The organism is Paenarthrobacter sp. NPDC089675 (assembly GCF_044749185.1).
Taxonomy (GTDB): domain Bacteria; phylum Actinomycetota; class Actinomycetes; order Actinomycetales; family Micrococcaceae; genus Arthrobacter.
On record NZ_JBIVHM010000002.1, the window covers coordinates 563769 to 579150 of the forward strand.

Annotated in this window: 10 protein-coding genes and 1 tRNA gene; 3 read left to right on the forward strand and 8 right to left on the reverse strand. The window is 63.0% G+C overall.

The window, feature by feature from the left end; genetic code table 11:
- Positions 1-71: 71 nt before the first annotated feature.
- Both ACIPY2_RS06625 and ACIPY2_RS06630 read right to left on the reverse strand, forming a co-directional pair.
- Positions 72-1202, reverse strand: a complete 1131-nt coding sequence (locus ACIPY2_RS06625) for a tyrosine-type recombinase/integrase (RefSeq protein ID WP_400265565.1) — start codon at positions 1200-1202, stop codon at positions 72-74.
- A gap of 86 nt (positions 1203-1288) precedes the next feature.
- Positions 1289-1370, reverse strand: a tRNA-Leu gene (locus ACIPY2_RS06630).
- Positions 1371-1557: 187 nt separating this feature from the next.
- Between ACIPY2_RS06630 and ACIPY2_RS06635 the strand changes: the two genes are divergently transcribed.
- The 3 genes from ACIPY2_RS06635 to ACIPY2_RS06645 all read left to right on the forward strand — a co-directional run bounded on the left by ACIPY2_RS06635 (position 1558) and on the right by ACIPY2_RS06645 (position 3922).
- Positions 1558-2163, forward strand: coding sequence for an ANTAR domain-containing response regulator (locus tag ACIPY2_RS06635; RefSeq protein WP_021473049.1), 606 nt, complete (start codon positions 1558-1560; stop codon positions 2161-2163).
- Between the two features lie 153 nt (positions 2164-2316).
- Positions 2317-2910, forward strand: a complete 594-nt coding sequence (locus tag ACIPY2_RS06640) for an RNA polymerase sigma factor (protein WP_400265566.1) — start codon at positions 2317-2319, stop codon at positions 2908-2910.
- Complete coding sequence (locus tag ACIPY2_RS06645) at positions 2876-3922, forward strand: CU044_5270 family protein (RefSeq protein WP_400265567.1); 1047 nt, start codon at positions 2876-2878, stop codon at positions 3920-3922. The genes ACIPY2_RS06640 and ACIPY2_RS06645 overlap by 35 nt, the downstream gene beginning before the upstream one ends.
- Positions 3923-4051: 129 nt before the next feature.
- Here ACIPY2_RS06645 and pyk read toward each other — a convergent pair whose 3' ends face one another.
- From pyk to trpB, 6 genes are all read right to left on the reverse strand, one after another.
- Positions 4052-5542, reverse strand: a complete 1491-nt coding sequence (gene pyk / locus ACIPY2_RS06650; RefSeq protein ID WP_400265568.1) for a pyruvate kinase — start codon at positions 5540-5542, stop codon at positions 4052-4054.
- 55 nt (positions 5543-5597) lie between these two features.
- Positions 5598-7055 carry a glutamate synthase subunit beta gene (locus ACIPY2_RS06655; RefSeq protein ID WP_400265569.1) on the reverse strand — a complete coding sequence of 486 codons (1458 nt, stop codon included), beginning with the start codon at positions 7053-7055 and terminating at the stop codon, positions 5598-5600.
- On the reverse strand, positions 7048-11661 hold the full coding sequence (gene gltB / locus ACIPY2_RS06660) for a glutamate synthase large subunit (protein ID WP_400265570.1): 4614 nt from the start codon (positions 11659-11661) through the stop codon (positions 7048-7050). The genes ACIPY2_RS06655 and gltB overlap by 8 nt, the downstream gene beginning before the upstream one ends.
- A gap of 260 nt (positions 11662-11921) precedes the next feature.
- Positions 11922-13076, reverse strand: coding sequence for a prolipoprotein diacylglyceryl transferase (lgt, locus tag ACIPY2_RS06665; RefSeq protein WP_400265571.1), 1155 nt, complete (start codon positions 13074-13076; stop codon positions 11922-11924).
- 21 nt (positions 13077-13097) lie between these two features.
- Positions 13098-13910 carry a tryptophan synthase subunit alpha gene (trpA, locus tag ACIPY2_RS06670; RefSeq protein ID WP_400265572.1) on the reverse strand — a complete coding sequence of 271 codons (813 nt, stop codon included), beginning with the start codon at positions 13908-13910 and terminating at the stop codon, positions 13098-13100.
- On the reverse strand, positions 13910-15277 hold the full coding sequence (gene trpB, locus ACIPY2_RS06675) for a tryptophan synthase subunit beta (RefSeq protein WP_400265573.1): 1368 nt from the start codon (positions 15275-15277) through the stop codon (positions 13910-13912). The genes trpA and trpB overlap by 1 nt, the downstream gene beginning before the upstream one ends.
- Between the last annotated feature and the right edge of the window lie 105 nt (positions 15278-15382).

Below are 15382 nucleotides of genomic sequence, written 5' to 3' on the forward strand. Positions count from 1 at the left end.
GTACAACCAGCACTCGCCTCATTGGCACACGAGCGCGCAATCGACTCGTCTCCTGAAACGGCAGAAAAGCCTCAGCGCATGAACGCCGCGACCTGGCGCTCCGTCGCATCCGCCCCAACCTGCAGTGCCTCGGGCATGAGGTGCCCGTAGACCTGCTCAGTCGTCCTAATGGAAGCGTGCCCCAGCCGACGCGAGATCGTGAAGATTGGCACCCCATCCTGGATAAGCCACGACGCATGGGTGTGCCGTAAGTCGTGAATTCGAGGATCTTTCCGCAGTCCTCGAAGCTGGGCGGCTTTGACCGCCGGCACCCAATAATGGTGCCAAAACAGCTTGTGGACGATCCGCTCCCCCTTGGGCGTCGTAAACAGCAGCTCGCTACTCGGCCTGCCTGCAACCAACGGAACCAACAGATCCACCAGCGCAGGATTCAGCCCGATCGTTCGCTTCCCAGCTCCAGTCTTCGTGGGCCCAATGTAGAACTGATTCTGACCATCACGCTTCCACGCCTTGTTGATGCGAGCCGTAGCCGGCTTCCCCAGCAAATCAATGTCAGCGACAGTCAGCGCCGTCGCTTCCCCAAATCGTGTTCCGGTCATCACCAGGAAGTTCGTAAAGTCTCGGTACCGCTCCCCCATGTTCTCCATGATCAGGCCAAACTCCGCATGGGTGAGGAACATCATCTCGTCCTCGGCCTTCTCCACGCTCGGAAGCTGCACTCCCCTGCACGGATTTCGGTTGATGTAGCCGAGCATCTCTGCCGTATTCATCGACGCGGAGATCAGCCCATGCACGTTCTTGATCGTCTTCGGCGAGCGTCCCTTGGCAACCATCGACTTCACCCAGAAGGCAATCATCCGGTAGTCCAGCTTGTCGACAGGGACATGGCCGATGACGAGTTTCACGTGCAGATCCAGCATGGTCTGGTACGTCTTCACAGTGCCACTAGACGGTCGAACCAGGAGGTCGATGTGCTCCTGAATGACGTCGGCAACTGTCGGCATGCGCTTCGAATTGTCGAGGAGTGCCTGCTGCGCAATTTCGAAGGACTGCCCGTTCGCATCGAGCAACCGTTTCAGGGTTTCGGCCTCGCGCTCGGAGTCGACAGTGATGCCCTGTTGCTTCCGGATTTTGGGGTCACGCCAGACCACCATGAACGACGATGAGCCGTCTTTTCTGACGCGTTTCCGGATACTAGCCACATAAAAATGCTAGTTCCGTGTCAACAAATTTGGGGGTTTTGTCAACAGTCAGGGGCCATATAGGCCCCTGACCTGCGACAATACGGTGCCCGAGGTGGGACTCGAACCCACACACCTTTCGATACCGCATTTTGAGTGCGGCGCGTCTGCCAATTCCGCCACTCGGGCGCGGAGATACCAGGTAGAAAGCAGCTGCATTCTGTGAGCAACGCGATCCGTTCCCAGCACGCGAAACTACTCTACATGCAGATAGGCTGTTTCAAAGAACCGGGCGCGCCGGGTGCAACAAAACCTGCCCCGGAAGCGTCCGCACTAAGATGGACTTGAACCCGCCGAACCTTTGCAAGGAGATCCCGTGACTGAACAGACGGAGTCCGCACCCGCAGCCCAGCCGGCCCGACGCGTCGTCGTTGCCGAGGATGAGACCCTCATCCGACTGGACATTATCGAGATTTTGAAGGGCGAGGGTTACGACGTCGTTGGTGAGGCGGACAACGGCGAGAAGGCCGTCCAGCTGGCCGAGGAATTGAAGCCGGACCTCGTCCTCATGGACGTGAAGATGCCTGTCATGGACGGCATTTCAGCGGCGGAGAAGATCGTGAAGGCACGTATCGCGCCCGTCGTCCTGCTGACCGCTTTCAGCCAGAAGGAACTCGTTGAGCGCGCCCGTGACGCCGGCGCCATGGCGTACGTCGTCAAGCCCTTCACCCCGGCTGACCTCGTCCCCGCGATCGAAATCGCCCTCTCCCGCCACGAGGAGATCAAGGCCCTCGAGAACGAAGTTTCCGACCTCCAGGAGCAGTTCGCCACCCGCAAGCTCGTTGAGCGCGCCAAGAGCCTCCTGACCACCAAGATGGGCCTCACGGAGCCTGAGGCCTTCCGCTGGATCCAGAAGACCTCCATGGACCGCCGCCTCAGCATGCGCGAGGTCGCCGAAACCATCATCAACCAGGTCAACTAACACCTACAAAGAAGGGCGGCTTCCATGCGGAGGCCGCCCTTTTTGTTTGTGCATGCAAACTGAGGCGGGAATCAATGATCTGGGCTTTAGATCCCTTGCCAGGAAAGTGGGCCACTCCGTGAACTCTTTTCCGGCCGGCGGTCAATACATAGTGTGAGCACAGACAGCGAGATCATCAGGCGGGCCCGGGACAGCCCCACTCATTTCGGGGAGTTGTACGACAGGCACGCCTCAGCTATCTACAGATATGCGGCCAGACGTGCCGGCGGGTTCGCAGCGGACGACGTCACTTCGGAAACCTTCCTGGTCGCGTGGGAGCAGCTGGAGAGCTACGACCTTGGCCGGGATGACGCCCGGCCCTGGCTGTTCGGCATTGCCACCAACCTGCTGAGGCAGTATCACCGCGCTGAAGCCAAAATCCTAAGAGTGGCCGCCAAATCAGCCGCGCGTGAGGCCATGGCCGACGACTCGGACCGCATCGCCGCCGCCGTCGATGCAAAGGTGGCCACCGGGCGCATCGCCCGCGCACTCAACGGCATGGCCGCTATCGACCGGGAAACCCTGCTCCTCTACGCATGGGCGGACCTGACCTATGAAGGCATCGCCTTAGCCATGGATGTACCGGTCGGAACCGTCCGCTCTCGCTTGAACCGTGCGCGGCAAACCCTTAGAAGCCAGTTCAACCTCGAACCGAGCGAAACGGAGAACCCCCATGGACGACCTGCAACTGCTCCGCGAAATGCGTAGCGACGTCGGCTCTGCGCCTCCGGCAGCCCTCGCCCGAGGCCGCAAGAGCCTCATGTCCAGAATCAGCCACTCCTCCCCCAAGGAAGCCCAACCGACTTTGCGGCCCATACGCCTCCGCCGGCGCCTCCTGTTCGCCTCGGCAGCTGCTGCCCTGATCGCGGGCGGCGTTGTTGTTGCAGACGTCGTACGCCCCGGCGCCCCGGGAGCGACTGCCGACGCGGCCGAAGTCCTGAACAATGCTGCCGCCGTGACCATTCGAACCACCGACCCTGTGCTGGCACCTGGCCAGTACTTGAAGATCGAGACGAAAGAACTGACCGCATCCGGTGCTCAAACATCGGACGGAGACCAAGTGAACTGGCAGGAAACGACCGGCGGCCAAGTTTACATTCCAGCCAACCGGGACGAAGAATGGGTCTGGCACCGCGAACCGAGGGTGCCTGTCGAATCAGCCTCTGCGAAGGCCAAGGCCCTTGCAGCCGAGATGGCAGCGACCATGCAGCGCATGCCGGAGGGACAACCGCCGGTTGTTGGCATTGTGCGCGCCAAGGGCGGTGCCTTCTACGGCAACGACCCGGTAGCCATCATCGGTACGCCCTTGAAAGACGCCAACGAACTGCCCAAGGACCCCCGGGCCCTCCTCGACGTTATTTATGAACGGACCAAAGGCGCCGGGAAGAATCCCGGTAGTGAAGCCTTCGTGACCATCGCAGACGGCTTGCGGACCGGGGTCGTCCCGGCGGGACTTCGTGCCGCTCTTTACAAGGCCGCTGCGCTCATTCCCGGCGTCACACTCAGTGACCGGCGAGCGACCATTGACGGCAGGACGGGCACGGCAATCGGCATCCCATCACCTGATGGCGCGGAAAGGACCGAGATCATCATCGACCCGGAATCAGGGCTGGTCATCGGCGAACAAAGCGTCTTGCTGAAGGACTACCCAGGCTCTCCCGCGGGGACCGTCGTCGGATGGACCTCGGTACGCACGTCGGTGGTGGACTCAGCACCATAAGCTCTAGCTCCAGTCACCCAACCACGACGCCGCCCCTCACCTACCCAACGGAGCCACCACCCGCCGTCGTACTTAAACGAAAAGCAGGCCCCGCCAACCGGCGGGGCCTGCCTAACGAACAAGCGAGGACTATGCCTTCGACTTGGACTTCTTTTCAGGCCACGGACCAACGGGTTCCTTGCGGGAAGCGTCGATCTTGGAGGTGTCGGCGAGGTCGCCTACCTTGTGGACCTTGAGCGAGTTGGTGGAGCCCGCCTGTCCTGGAGGGGAACCGGCAGCGATGACCACCAGGTCGCCTTCCTCCACGAGCTTCATGTCCAGCAGGCTCTTGTCCACCTGGGCGGTCATCTCGTCGGTGTGGCCCACCATGGAGACCAGAACGGGGCGGATACCCCAGGTCAGTGCCAGCTGGTTCCACACGTGCTCCACCGGAGTGAAGGCGAAGACGGGCTTGACCGGGCGCAAACGCGAAAGGCGACGGGCGGAGTCACCGGACTGGGTGAACGCACAGATGTACTTGGCGTCCAGCTGGTCGGCGATTTCCACTGCGGCACGTGTGATGGCGCCACCACGGGTGCGGGGCTTGGTGCCCAGCGGGGGCACGCGCTCCAGGCCGTGCTCTTCGGTGGATTCGATGATCCGGGCCATCGTCTTGACGGTCTCGATCGGGTACTGGCCCACGGACGTTTCACCGGAGAGCATGACTGCGTCGGCGCCGTCGAGCACTGCGTTGGCGCAGTCGGAGGCCTCGGCACGGGTCGGACGCGGGTTGTCGATCATGGATTCCAGGACCTGGGTTGCCACAATGACGGGCTTGGCCCAGCGGCGTGCCAGTTCGATGGCGCGCTTCTGGACGATCGGCACTTCTTCGAGCGGCAGTTCAACACCGAGGTCGCCACGGGCAACCATGATGGCGTCGAACGCATCGATGATTTCGTGGAGCTGGTCCACGGCCTGCGGCTTTTCGATCTTTGCGATAACAGGCACGCGGCGGCCTTCTTCATCCATGATTTCGTGGACGCGCTTGATGTCGGCTGCGTCACGAACGAAGGAGAGAGCAACCAGGTCCACGCCACGCTTGAGGGCCCAGCGGAGATCGTCCTCGTCCTTTTCGCTCAGGGCGGGAACGTTGACGGCGACACCGGGAAGGTTGATGCCCTTGTTGTTGGAAACCTTGCCGCCAACGGTAACGGTGGCAACAACCTTGACGTCGTCGACCTCGATGGCGCGCAGCGCCACCTTGCCATCGTCGATGAGCAAGGCGTCGCCAACATTGACGTCCTCGGTGAGGCTCTTCAGCGTGGTGGAGCAGATGTCCTTGGTGCCGGGAACATCTTCGGTGGTGATGGTGAAGGTGTCACCAACGGCCAGTTCGTGCGGACCGTCAACAAACCGGCCCAGACGGATCTTGGGCCCCTGGAGGTCGGCCATGATGGCCACCGGCTTCTGCAGCTGAGCAGAGGCCTTGCGGACGTTCTCGTAGGTGTTGTCGTGCACGGAGTAGTCCCCGTGGCTCATGTTCATACGCGCAACGTCGACGCCGGCTTCCAGCACCGCGAGGGTGTTGTCGTAGCTGGAGATTGCCGGGCCGAAGGTTGCCACAATTTTCGCGCGTCTCATATACCTACCCTAAGTAGTGTTCTGCTGATTGAGTAAAAGAACATTCCTGCCGGCGCTATAAGACCGCGATCGCCCGGTCGGTGGGGGCGACCGGAGCCGGGAGGATCGTGCTTCCCATGAGGAACTTATCGACGGCGGCCGCGCAAGCACGGCCTTCCGCGATGGCCCACACAATCAGTGACTGGCCACGCCCGGCATCGCCGGCAACGAACACGCCTTCGGTGTTCGTCATGTAGTAGCCATCGCGGGCGACATTGCCACGACCGTCAAACTCTGCACTTACTTGTTCGGTGATTCCTGCCGGCTCGGCGCCGGTGAAGCCAAGGCTGAGGAACACGAGGTCCGCGGGGATCACGCGTTCGGTCCCGGCCTTGGGCAGGCGCTTGCCGTCAACAAACTCGGTTTCGGCAACCTTGACACCGGTCAGCTTGCCGTTTTCGCCAACAAACTCGACCGTGGATGCAAGGTAGGTACGCTCGCCGCCTTCTTCGTGGGCGCTTGCAACCTCGAACAGGGTGGGGAAAGTCGGCCACGGCTGGTGCGCGGCGCGCTCCAACGGCGGCTGCTTGCCGATCGCCAAAGTGGTCACGGAGGCTGCCTGGTGGCGGTGAGCGGTACCGATGCAGTCGGCACCGGTATCGCCGCCGCCAAGGATCACCACGTGCTTGCCGCGCGCGTCGATGTGGTTTTCCGGGCTCTCCCCCGCAACCACGCGGTTGGACGGAACGAGGTAGTCCATGGCGAAGTGGACGCCATCAAGGTCGCGTCCCGGGATGGGCAGGTCGCGCGGAACCGTAGCTCCCGTGGCAATGACCACGGCGTCGTAACGGCGGCGGAGCTGCTCCCAGGTCACGTCCGTACCCACGGCAACGCCGGTCCGGAAGCGCGTGCCTTCAGCCTTCATCTGCTCCAGGCGGCGGTCAACCTGTTCCTTCTCCATTTTGAAGTCGGGGATACCGTAGCGGAGCAGGCCACCGATCTTGTCGTCGCGCTCGTACACGGCAACCGTGTGGCCGACCCTGGTCAGCTGCTGGGCAGCAGCCAAGCCGGCAGGGCCGGATCCGACCACGGCCACGGTCTTGCCGGTGAGGCGCGTCGGAGGCAGCGGCTGAACCCAGTCATTGTCGAAGGCTTCATCGATGATGGAAACTTCAACTTGCTTGATGGTCACGGCCGGCTGGTTGATGCCGAGAACACACGAGGCCTCACACGGCGCCGGGCACAGACGGCCCGTCCACTCGGGGAAGTTGTTCGTGGCGTGCAGGCGTTCGATCGCTTCCTCGCCCTTGTCCCGCCACACGAGGTCGTTCCACTCGGGAATGAGGTTGCCGAGCGGACACCCTTGGTGACAGAAGGGAATGCCACAGTCCATGCAGCGGCCGGCCTGGCTCTTCAGGACGCCCTTCTCCTGGGCTTCGTACACTTCCTTCCAGTCCATGATGCGGACGGGAACGGGACGGCGTGGCTGCGTCTCGCGCTGCCGGACTTTCAGAAATCCGCGTGGATCAGCCACCGGTTACCTCCAGGATTCGTGACCATACTTCTTCGCCGTCGGGGTCGAGACCCTCTTCGATGGCGCTGAGGCGGGTTTGCAGGACTGCAGCGTAATCGCGCGGCAGCACCTTGGTGATGCGGGCAGCAGTGTCGTCGAAGTTCTCGAGCAAACGGCCTGCCAGGACGGATTCGGTTTCCTCAACGTGCTTGGTCAGCAGGCCGTGGACGATGTCGCGGTCTTCGGCATCCAGCTCGAGGAGCTGCAGTTCGCCGGAGTCGAGGGCATCCTTGTTGACACGCTCCGGCTGCAGGTCCAGCACGAAGGCAGTACCACCGGACATGCCGGCACCGAAGTTGCGGCCCGTACGGCCGATGATGAGCGTCTGGCCGCCGGTCATGTACTCACAACCGTGGTCGCCAATACCTTCGACGACGGCGGTCGCGCCGGAGTTGCGGACCAGGAAGCGTTCGCCAACCTGGCCGCGCAGGAACATTTCACCGCTCGTGGCACCGTAACCGATGACGTTTCCGGCAATAACGTTGCGCTCGGCCTGGAATACGTTGGTGCGGTCCGGGCGAACAATGATGCGTCCACCGGAAAGGCCCTTGCCGACGTAGTCGTTCGAGTCGCCGAACATGCGCAGGGTGATGCCTGCGGGCAGGAACGCACCCAGGGACTGGCCGGCCGTGCCGTTGAGCGTCACGTCGATCGTGTCGGTTGCCAGCACGTCCGTGCCGAACGTCTTGGTGACCACGTGGCCCAGCATCGTACCAACCGAGCGGTCGGTGTTGATGACGTCAAGGGTGATCTTGACAGGCATCCGGTCGCTTAGGGCTTCCTGGGCCATGGTGATAAGCCGCTGGTCGAAGTGCTTGTCCAGCTCGTGGTTCTGGCCCACCATGTTGCGCAACGGAACGTCGTCGTCGAATTCAAGGCCGTGCAGGATCGGATCGAGATCCAGTCCGTCAGCCTTCCAGTGGTCGATCGCATCGCGGGTGTCGAGGACCTCAGCATGGCCGATTGCCTCTTCAATGCTGCGGAATCCGAGCTCGGCGAGGATCTCGCGGACTTCTTCTGCGAGGAACTCGAAGAAGTTGACCACGAATTCGGGCTTGCCGTTGAACCGGGCACGCAGCTCAGGGTTCTGGGTGGCAACACCGACGGGGCAGGTGTCAAGGTGGCAGACGCGCATCATGATGCAGCCTTCCACCACCAGCGGAGCGGTCGCGAAACCGAACTCCTCGCCACCCAGCAGCGCAGCAATCACTACGTCGCGGCCGGTCTTCAGCTGGCCGTCAACCTGGACCACCACGCGGTCGCGCAGTCCGTTGAGCATCAGGGTCTGCTGGGTCTCGGCGAGGCCGAGTTCCCAAGGCACACCCGCGTGCTTGAGCGAGTTCAGCGGCGAGGCACCGGTACCGCCGTCGTGACCTGAAACAAGCACGACGTCGGCCTTGGCCTTGGTGACGCCGGACGCCACGGTGCCGATCCCGACTTCCGAAACCAGCTTCACATGGACGCGGGCCGATGGGTTCGCGCGCTTGGCATCGTAAATGAGCTGCGCGAGGTCTTCGATCGAGTAGATGTCGTGGTGCGGGGGCGGGGAGATCAGTCCGACGCCGGGGGTCGAGTGACGTGTCCGGGCAACCCAAGGGTAGACTTTCTGCGCCATCAACTGGCCGCCCTCGCCGGGCTTGGCGCCCTGTGCCATCTTGATTTGGATGTCGTCTGCGTTGGTCAGGTACAGACTGGTGACGCCGAAGCGGCCGGAAGCGATCTGCTTGATGGCGGAGCGGCGCTCCGGGTCCAGCAGGCGGTCAACGTCCTCGCCACCTTCACCGGTGTTGGACTTGGCGCCCAGGCGGTTCATGGCAATGGCGAGTGTCTCGTGCGCTTCCTTGGAGATGGAGCCGTAGCTCATGGCACCGGTGGAGAAACGCTTGACAATGCTGGAGACCGGCTCGACTTCCTCGAGCGGGAGCGCAGGGCGGATACCGTTCTTGAACTTGAGCAGGCCGCGCAAGGTCATGAGGTTCTCGGACTGGTCGTCAACGCCCTTGGTGTACTGCTTGAAGATGTCGTACCGGCGCTCACGCGTGGCGTGCTGCAGGCGGAACACCGTCTCGGGGTTGAAAAGGTGCGGTTCGCCGTCGCGACGCCACTGGTACTCGCCGCCGCCCAGGAGCGGACGGTGAGGGTGCTCGATGCCGCCCTCGGGGTAGGCCATCTGGTGGCGCGCTGAAACCTCGGCCGCGATGACATCCAGGCCTACGCCACCCAGCTGGGAGTGGGTGCCGGAGAAGAATTCGTCCACGAGTTCCTGGGACAGGCCCAATGCCTCGAAGGTCTGCGCGCCCGTGTAGGAAGCAACGGTGGAGATGCCCATCTTGGACATGATCTTCAGGACACCCTTGCCGAGGCCCTTGATGAGGTTGTACACGCCGTCCTCGGGCGTGACACCCACAACGTCGCCGTTGGAGATCAACTGTTCGACGGATTCCATGGCCAGGTACGGGTTCACGGCGGAGGCACCGTAACCGATAAGTACAGCCACGTGGTGCGTCTCGCGTACGTCACCGGCTTCGACCACCAGCGCGGTCTTGGTGCGGTTGGCGCTGCGGAGCAGGTGGTGGTGAACGGCGCTGACCAGCAGCAGCGACGGGATCGGTGCCCACTGGGCGTTGGAGTCACGGTCGGACAGCACGATGTACTGCACGCCGCGGTTGATGGCACCGGAAACCTGCTCGCAGATTTCGGTCAGGCGGGCACGGAGCGCTGCTTCTCCGCCCTCGGGGCGGTAGAGGCCACGGACCTTCATGGCAATGCGGTCGCCGTCGGGGTTTTCGATGTTCGCGATCTTGGCGAGCTGGTCGTTGTTAATCACCGGGAACGGGAGGGAGATCTGCGGCTGGCGGACCTGCTTGCCGTCCAGGAGGTTGCCGTTGGGGCCAATGGCACACTTCAGCGACGTAACGAGTTCTTCGCGAATGGCGTCCAGCGGCGGGTTGGTCACCTGCGCAAAGGACTGCACGAAGTAGTCGAACAGCAAACGGGGGCGCTTGGACAGCACGGCAACGGGGGTATCGGATCCCATGGCGCCCAAGGGTTCAGCACCGGTTCGGGCCATCGGGCCAAGGAGGATCTTCAGTTCTTCGGTGGTGTAGCCGAAGGTCCGCTGGCGGATGTTGACTGATGCCGCCGTGTGGAGGACGTGCTCGCGTTCCGGGAGCTCGTTGATGTCGATCAGGTTATCCTTGAGCCACTCGGCCCACGGATTCGCTGCGGCGACCTCCGCCTTGACCTCGGCGTCATCGATGATGCGGCCGGCCTCGGTGTCCACCAGGAACATCTTGCCCGGGGCAACGCGACCCTTCTTGACCACGTTCGACGGCTCGACTTCGATGACGCCCACCTCGGACGCGAAGATGATGAGGCCTTCTTCGGTGATCCAGTACCGTCCGGGGCGCAGGCCATTGCGGTCCAGCGTGGCACCGACGAGGTTGCCGTCCGTGAAGGAAACAGCAGCAGGACCATCCCACGGCTCCATGAGCAGCGAGTGGTATTCGTAGAAGGCGCGGCGGGCGGGATCCATGGTGGCATGGTTCTCCCAGGCCTCCGGGATCATCATCATGATCGAGTGCGTGATGGGGCGGCCGGAGAGCCAGAGCAGCTCAGCTACCTCATCGAAGGAGGCCGAATCGGAAGCACCGGGAGTACAGATCGGGTACAGCTCTTCGGGAGTGTCACCGAGCAGCGGGCTTGCCAGCTGCGACTGGCGTGCGCGCATCCAGTTGCGGTTGCCCTTGACCGTGTTGATTTCGCCGTTGTGCGCGATCGTGCGGAACGGCTGCGCCAGCGGCCAGGACGGGAACGTGTTGGTGGAGAAGCGCGAGTGGACAATCGCGAGCTTGGTCTTGAAGCGCTTGTCCGAAAGGTCGGGGTAGAACGGCTCCAGCTGGGCCGTCGTCAGCATGCCCTTGTAGACAATGGTGCGCGAGGACAGCGACGGGAAGTAGACACCGAACTTGTTCTGCGCGCGCTTGCGGATCCGCCAGGCGCGGGAGTCGAGCTCGTTGCGCTCCAGCTGTTCCCCGTTGGCGGAGGCAAAGAACGGCTGGGAGAAGTAAGGCATACAGGCACGTGCCATGGCCCCCACGAGGTCGGCAACCACAGGAACCTCACGCCAGCCGAGAACCACCAGGCCCTCGTCGGCGGCAAGTGCTTCGATGCCGGCCTTGGCCGTTGCGGCCTCCCGGGCTTCGGCAGGAAGGAAGGCAGTTCCTACAACGTATTGTCCTGGTGCGGGAAGCTCGAACTCGGTAACAGCCCGGAAGAACTCATCCGGCACCTGCATCAGCAAACCTGCACCGTCACCGGTACCTTCATCGGCGCCCACGGCACCACGGTGTTCGAGATTGCGGAGCGCGGTGAGGGCCGCCTCCACGATGTCGTATCCCGGTTCCCCGCGGAGCGTGGCGATAATGGCCAGGCCGCAGGCGTCCTTCTCCGCGTCAGGGTTGTACAGACCCTGGGCCTCCGGAAGCGCGGCAAAGCGCTTGAACGGAGACATGGCACCCTGGGGTTCGATTTTTTCGGACCAACCGGGGTTATGAAGATGGGTCATGGGAGACGTCCTTCCTCGAGATCGTGCGTATGGAAGGGACAACGTTGGCCCCACCTTGCTTGCCTGTGACGGGCACAACAAAGCGCTAGTAATTGGAAATTGTAGGCCAGCCAGCCTTGCGCGACTAACAGTTACGCAGACCACTGGCCCCGGCGGGTCCGGTGAACATCGGTATGTTCCGATCCGGTTTTCCGGGGTGCCACGACGCTGTGGACTGGGCCCTACGAGCGGTGACTCTGTTGCCCCTTTGCCGAACGCGACTACTTGGTGTCGTCACCCTCCGGCGAGGATCCGGGAGCCTTCCTTGCGGCAGTTGCGGCAGGCTTCGACTCCTGGGCGGCTTGTGTTGCCCCTACGGAATCCCCTGCTGCTTTCTGCGGCTCGTCAACGTGGCCCGGATCGCTTTGGTTATCAGGGAGATTATCACGGGAACCACTATCTGAGACAGATGGGTCCACATCATGACTAGTGACGCTCGTCACCGAACCGTCACGTACTGCAGGCTCCTCCTTCGGCTCCCGACCCGGCAAATACGGGCTGTCCGGCACGGGACGGCCTCCCCTGCCCAGCAGCAGGAAAATCACCAAAGCCACGAGGAAGACGAGGATGCTCGTCCAAACATTAAGCCGGGTGGTCAGCCCAAAGAGGGTGATTTGCTCGGCATCGTCTATCCTCAGCGCTTCGATCCATACACGCCCCACCGTGTAGTACATGGCATAGAGCCAGAACAGCCGCCCACGCCGGAAGTGGAACCTCCGGTCGAGAACCAGAAGCAGGGCCACGCCCAGGAGGTTCCACAGCGATTCGTAGAGGAAGGTCGGATGGAACAGGGTGTCTGCAGGCATCCCGGCGGGGAAGTTGGCATTGGCCGGATCAATCTGGAGGCCCCACGGCAGGTTGGTGGGGGCGCCGAACAGCTCCTGGTTGAACCAGTTGCCCCATCGTCCGATTGCCTGGGCCAACAGGAGCCCTGGCGCGGCTGCGTCGAGGAAGGCGGTCAATTTCAGCCCTGCACGGCGGCAACCGATCCACGCGCCAAACGCACCCAGGACCACGGCGCCCCAGATTCCCAGGCCGCCGCGTTGGATCTGCGGGATCAAGGAGAGGTCGCCGGTCCCGTCGAAACCTGGCCCAAAGTAGGCATCCGGAGAGGAGAACACATGGTAAAGCCGTCCGCCGATGATGCCTAAGGGAATCGCCCAAATGGCAATGTCCCACAGGCTGCCCTCAGGGGCTCCCCGGCGCTTCCAGCGCACTGACGTCAACCACAGCCCAACAATGATGCCCGCGAGGATGCAGAGGGCGTAGGCGTGAATGCGCAACGTCCCCCACGGAAGCGGAATGTCGAATCCGGACCAGGAAGGACTCGGAATGCTGAGGGGGACCATTGCCGCTGCGTGGAGGACGGGCTGCATGTGCTTCGCTGTTTCCTTTTCCTAGGCGTCCGCAGCCGCTCGGCCCAGGCCGGCGCTGAGGTTCTTGGTGAGTTGCCCGACGGCGTCAACGCCGCCGTCGCGAAGGGCTGCCACGAGGGCCGTGCCCACGATGACGCCATCAGCGTAGGCCGCGATCTCCCGGACATGGTCCGGATTGGAAACGCCGAGGCCTACGCAGACGCGTTCGGCACCGGCGGCGTGGGCGCGGGCCACAACATCTTCGGCGCTGCTGCTGACCGATTGTCGAGCGCCGGTCACACCCATGATCGAAACTCCGTAGACGAAGCCGCGGCTGGCCTTCACCGTCATGTCCAGGCGTTCCGGCGTGGATGACGGGGCCACCAGGAAGACCCGGTCCAGGCCGTACTTGTCCGAGGCTTCGAACCATTCGGAGGCTTCGTCGGGAATAAGGTCAGGCGTGATGAGGCCCGCTCCCCCGGCCTCGGCAAGGCGACGGGAAAATTCGTCGACGCCCATCCGCATGACCGGGTTCCAATAGGTCATCACCAGAACAGCCGCGTCCGTCGCGGCCGTGATGCCGGCAACGACGTCGAAGACGTTCGCCACGCGGAAACCATTGGAAATGGCCTCTGTGGTGGCGGCCTGGATGACCGGTCCGTCCATTACCGGGTCAGAGTACGGAATGCCGATTTCGATGAGGTCGGCACCGTTACGGGCCAGCGCGATACCGGCCTCAATGCTGTCCTGGACCGTCGGGTAGCCTGCCGGCAGATAACCGATAAGGGCCGCGCGGCCTTCGGCCTTGGCGCGGTCGATCGCTGCGGCCGACTTGCTGTTGAATGGTTCGCTCATTAGTCCTGGTCCTCATTGACGTCCACGGCGGTCCGCTCACTTGGACCCTTGGGCTTGCGTGTGGAGAGAGTAGTGCCCTTCACGTGGCCTTCCTCATCCAACATGTTGAACCAGGCGGCGGCAGTTTCCACATCCTTGTCGCCGCGACCCGAGAGGTTCACGATGATGGAAACCTCCGACGGGTCTTCCTTGCCCTCGGTGAGGCGCAGGCCCACCTTGATGGCACCGGCCAGGGCGTGGGAGGACTCGATCGCGGGGATGATGCCTTCCGTCCGGCACAGCAGGCTGAAGGCATCCATCGCTTCCGTATCGGTAACGGGCTCGTAGGTAACCCGCCCGATGTCAGCGAGGTAGGAGTGCTCCGGACCAACGCTTGGGTAATCCAGGCCGGCGGAGATCGAGTGGGATTCGATCGTCTGCCCGTCTTCGTCCTGCATGAGGTAGGAGCGGGCTCCGTGCAGCACACCGGGGCGTCCCAGGGAAATGGCAGCAGCGTGGCGGCCGGTGTCCACGCCTTCGCCGCCGGCCTCGAAGCCGTAGATCTTCACGGACTTGTCGTCCAGGAACGCATGGAACAGCCCGATTGCGTTGGAGCCGCCTCCGATGCACGCGCAAATGGCGTCAGGCAGCTTCCCGGTTTGCTCCAGGATCTGGGCGCGGGCTTCCTCGCCGATGACCTCGTGGAAGAACCGGACCATGGCCGGGAACGGGTGTGCTCCCGCTGCGGTGCCCAACAGGTAGTGGGTGTTGTCCACGTTGGCAACCCAGTCGCGCAAGGCGTCGTTGATCGCGTCCTTCAAGGTCTGCGAACCGTTGGTCACGGGGACCACCGTGGCGCCCAGCAACTGCATGCGCGCTACGTTCAACGCCTGGCGGCGGCAATCTTCGGCCCCCATGTACACCACGCACTCAAGGCCCAGCAGCGCTGCGGCCGTGGCGCTGGCTACACCGTGCTGGCCCGCACCGGTCTCGGCGATCACGCGGGTCTTGCCCATGCGCTTGGCGAGGAGTGCCTGGCCAAGGACATTGTTGATCTTGTGCGAACCGGTGTGGTTGAGGTCTTCGCGCTTAAGGAAGATCCGAGCGCCGCCGGCATGCCGGGAGAACCGCTTGGCTTCCGTCAGCAGGGACGGTCGGCCGGAGTAGTTCTTGTTGAGGTCCTTCAGTTCCGCAAGGAAGTCAGGATCGGCCTTGGCCTTTTCGAAGGTGTCCTGGACTTCATCCAAAGCGGCGATGAGCGATTCGGGCATCCAGCGGCCACCGTACTTACCGAAGTACGGCCCGGCGGCGTTGCGCAGCGAAATGCCGCCTTGCAGGAATGCGTCAGCCGCATTCTCGTCCGAGCTGGCTGTTGGCGCGTCCACCATCAGTCTCACCGTCCTGTTCCAAGTAGTTCAATGGGTAGTCGCGTGCCACAGGGCAGCCGCAGGCGTGTGCCCGGGCTGCCTTGTGGCTGTCGCCGTGCTTCAGGT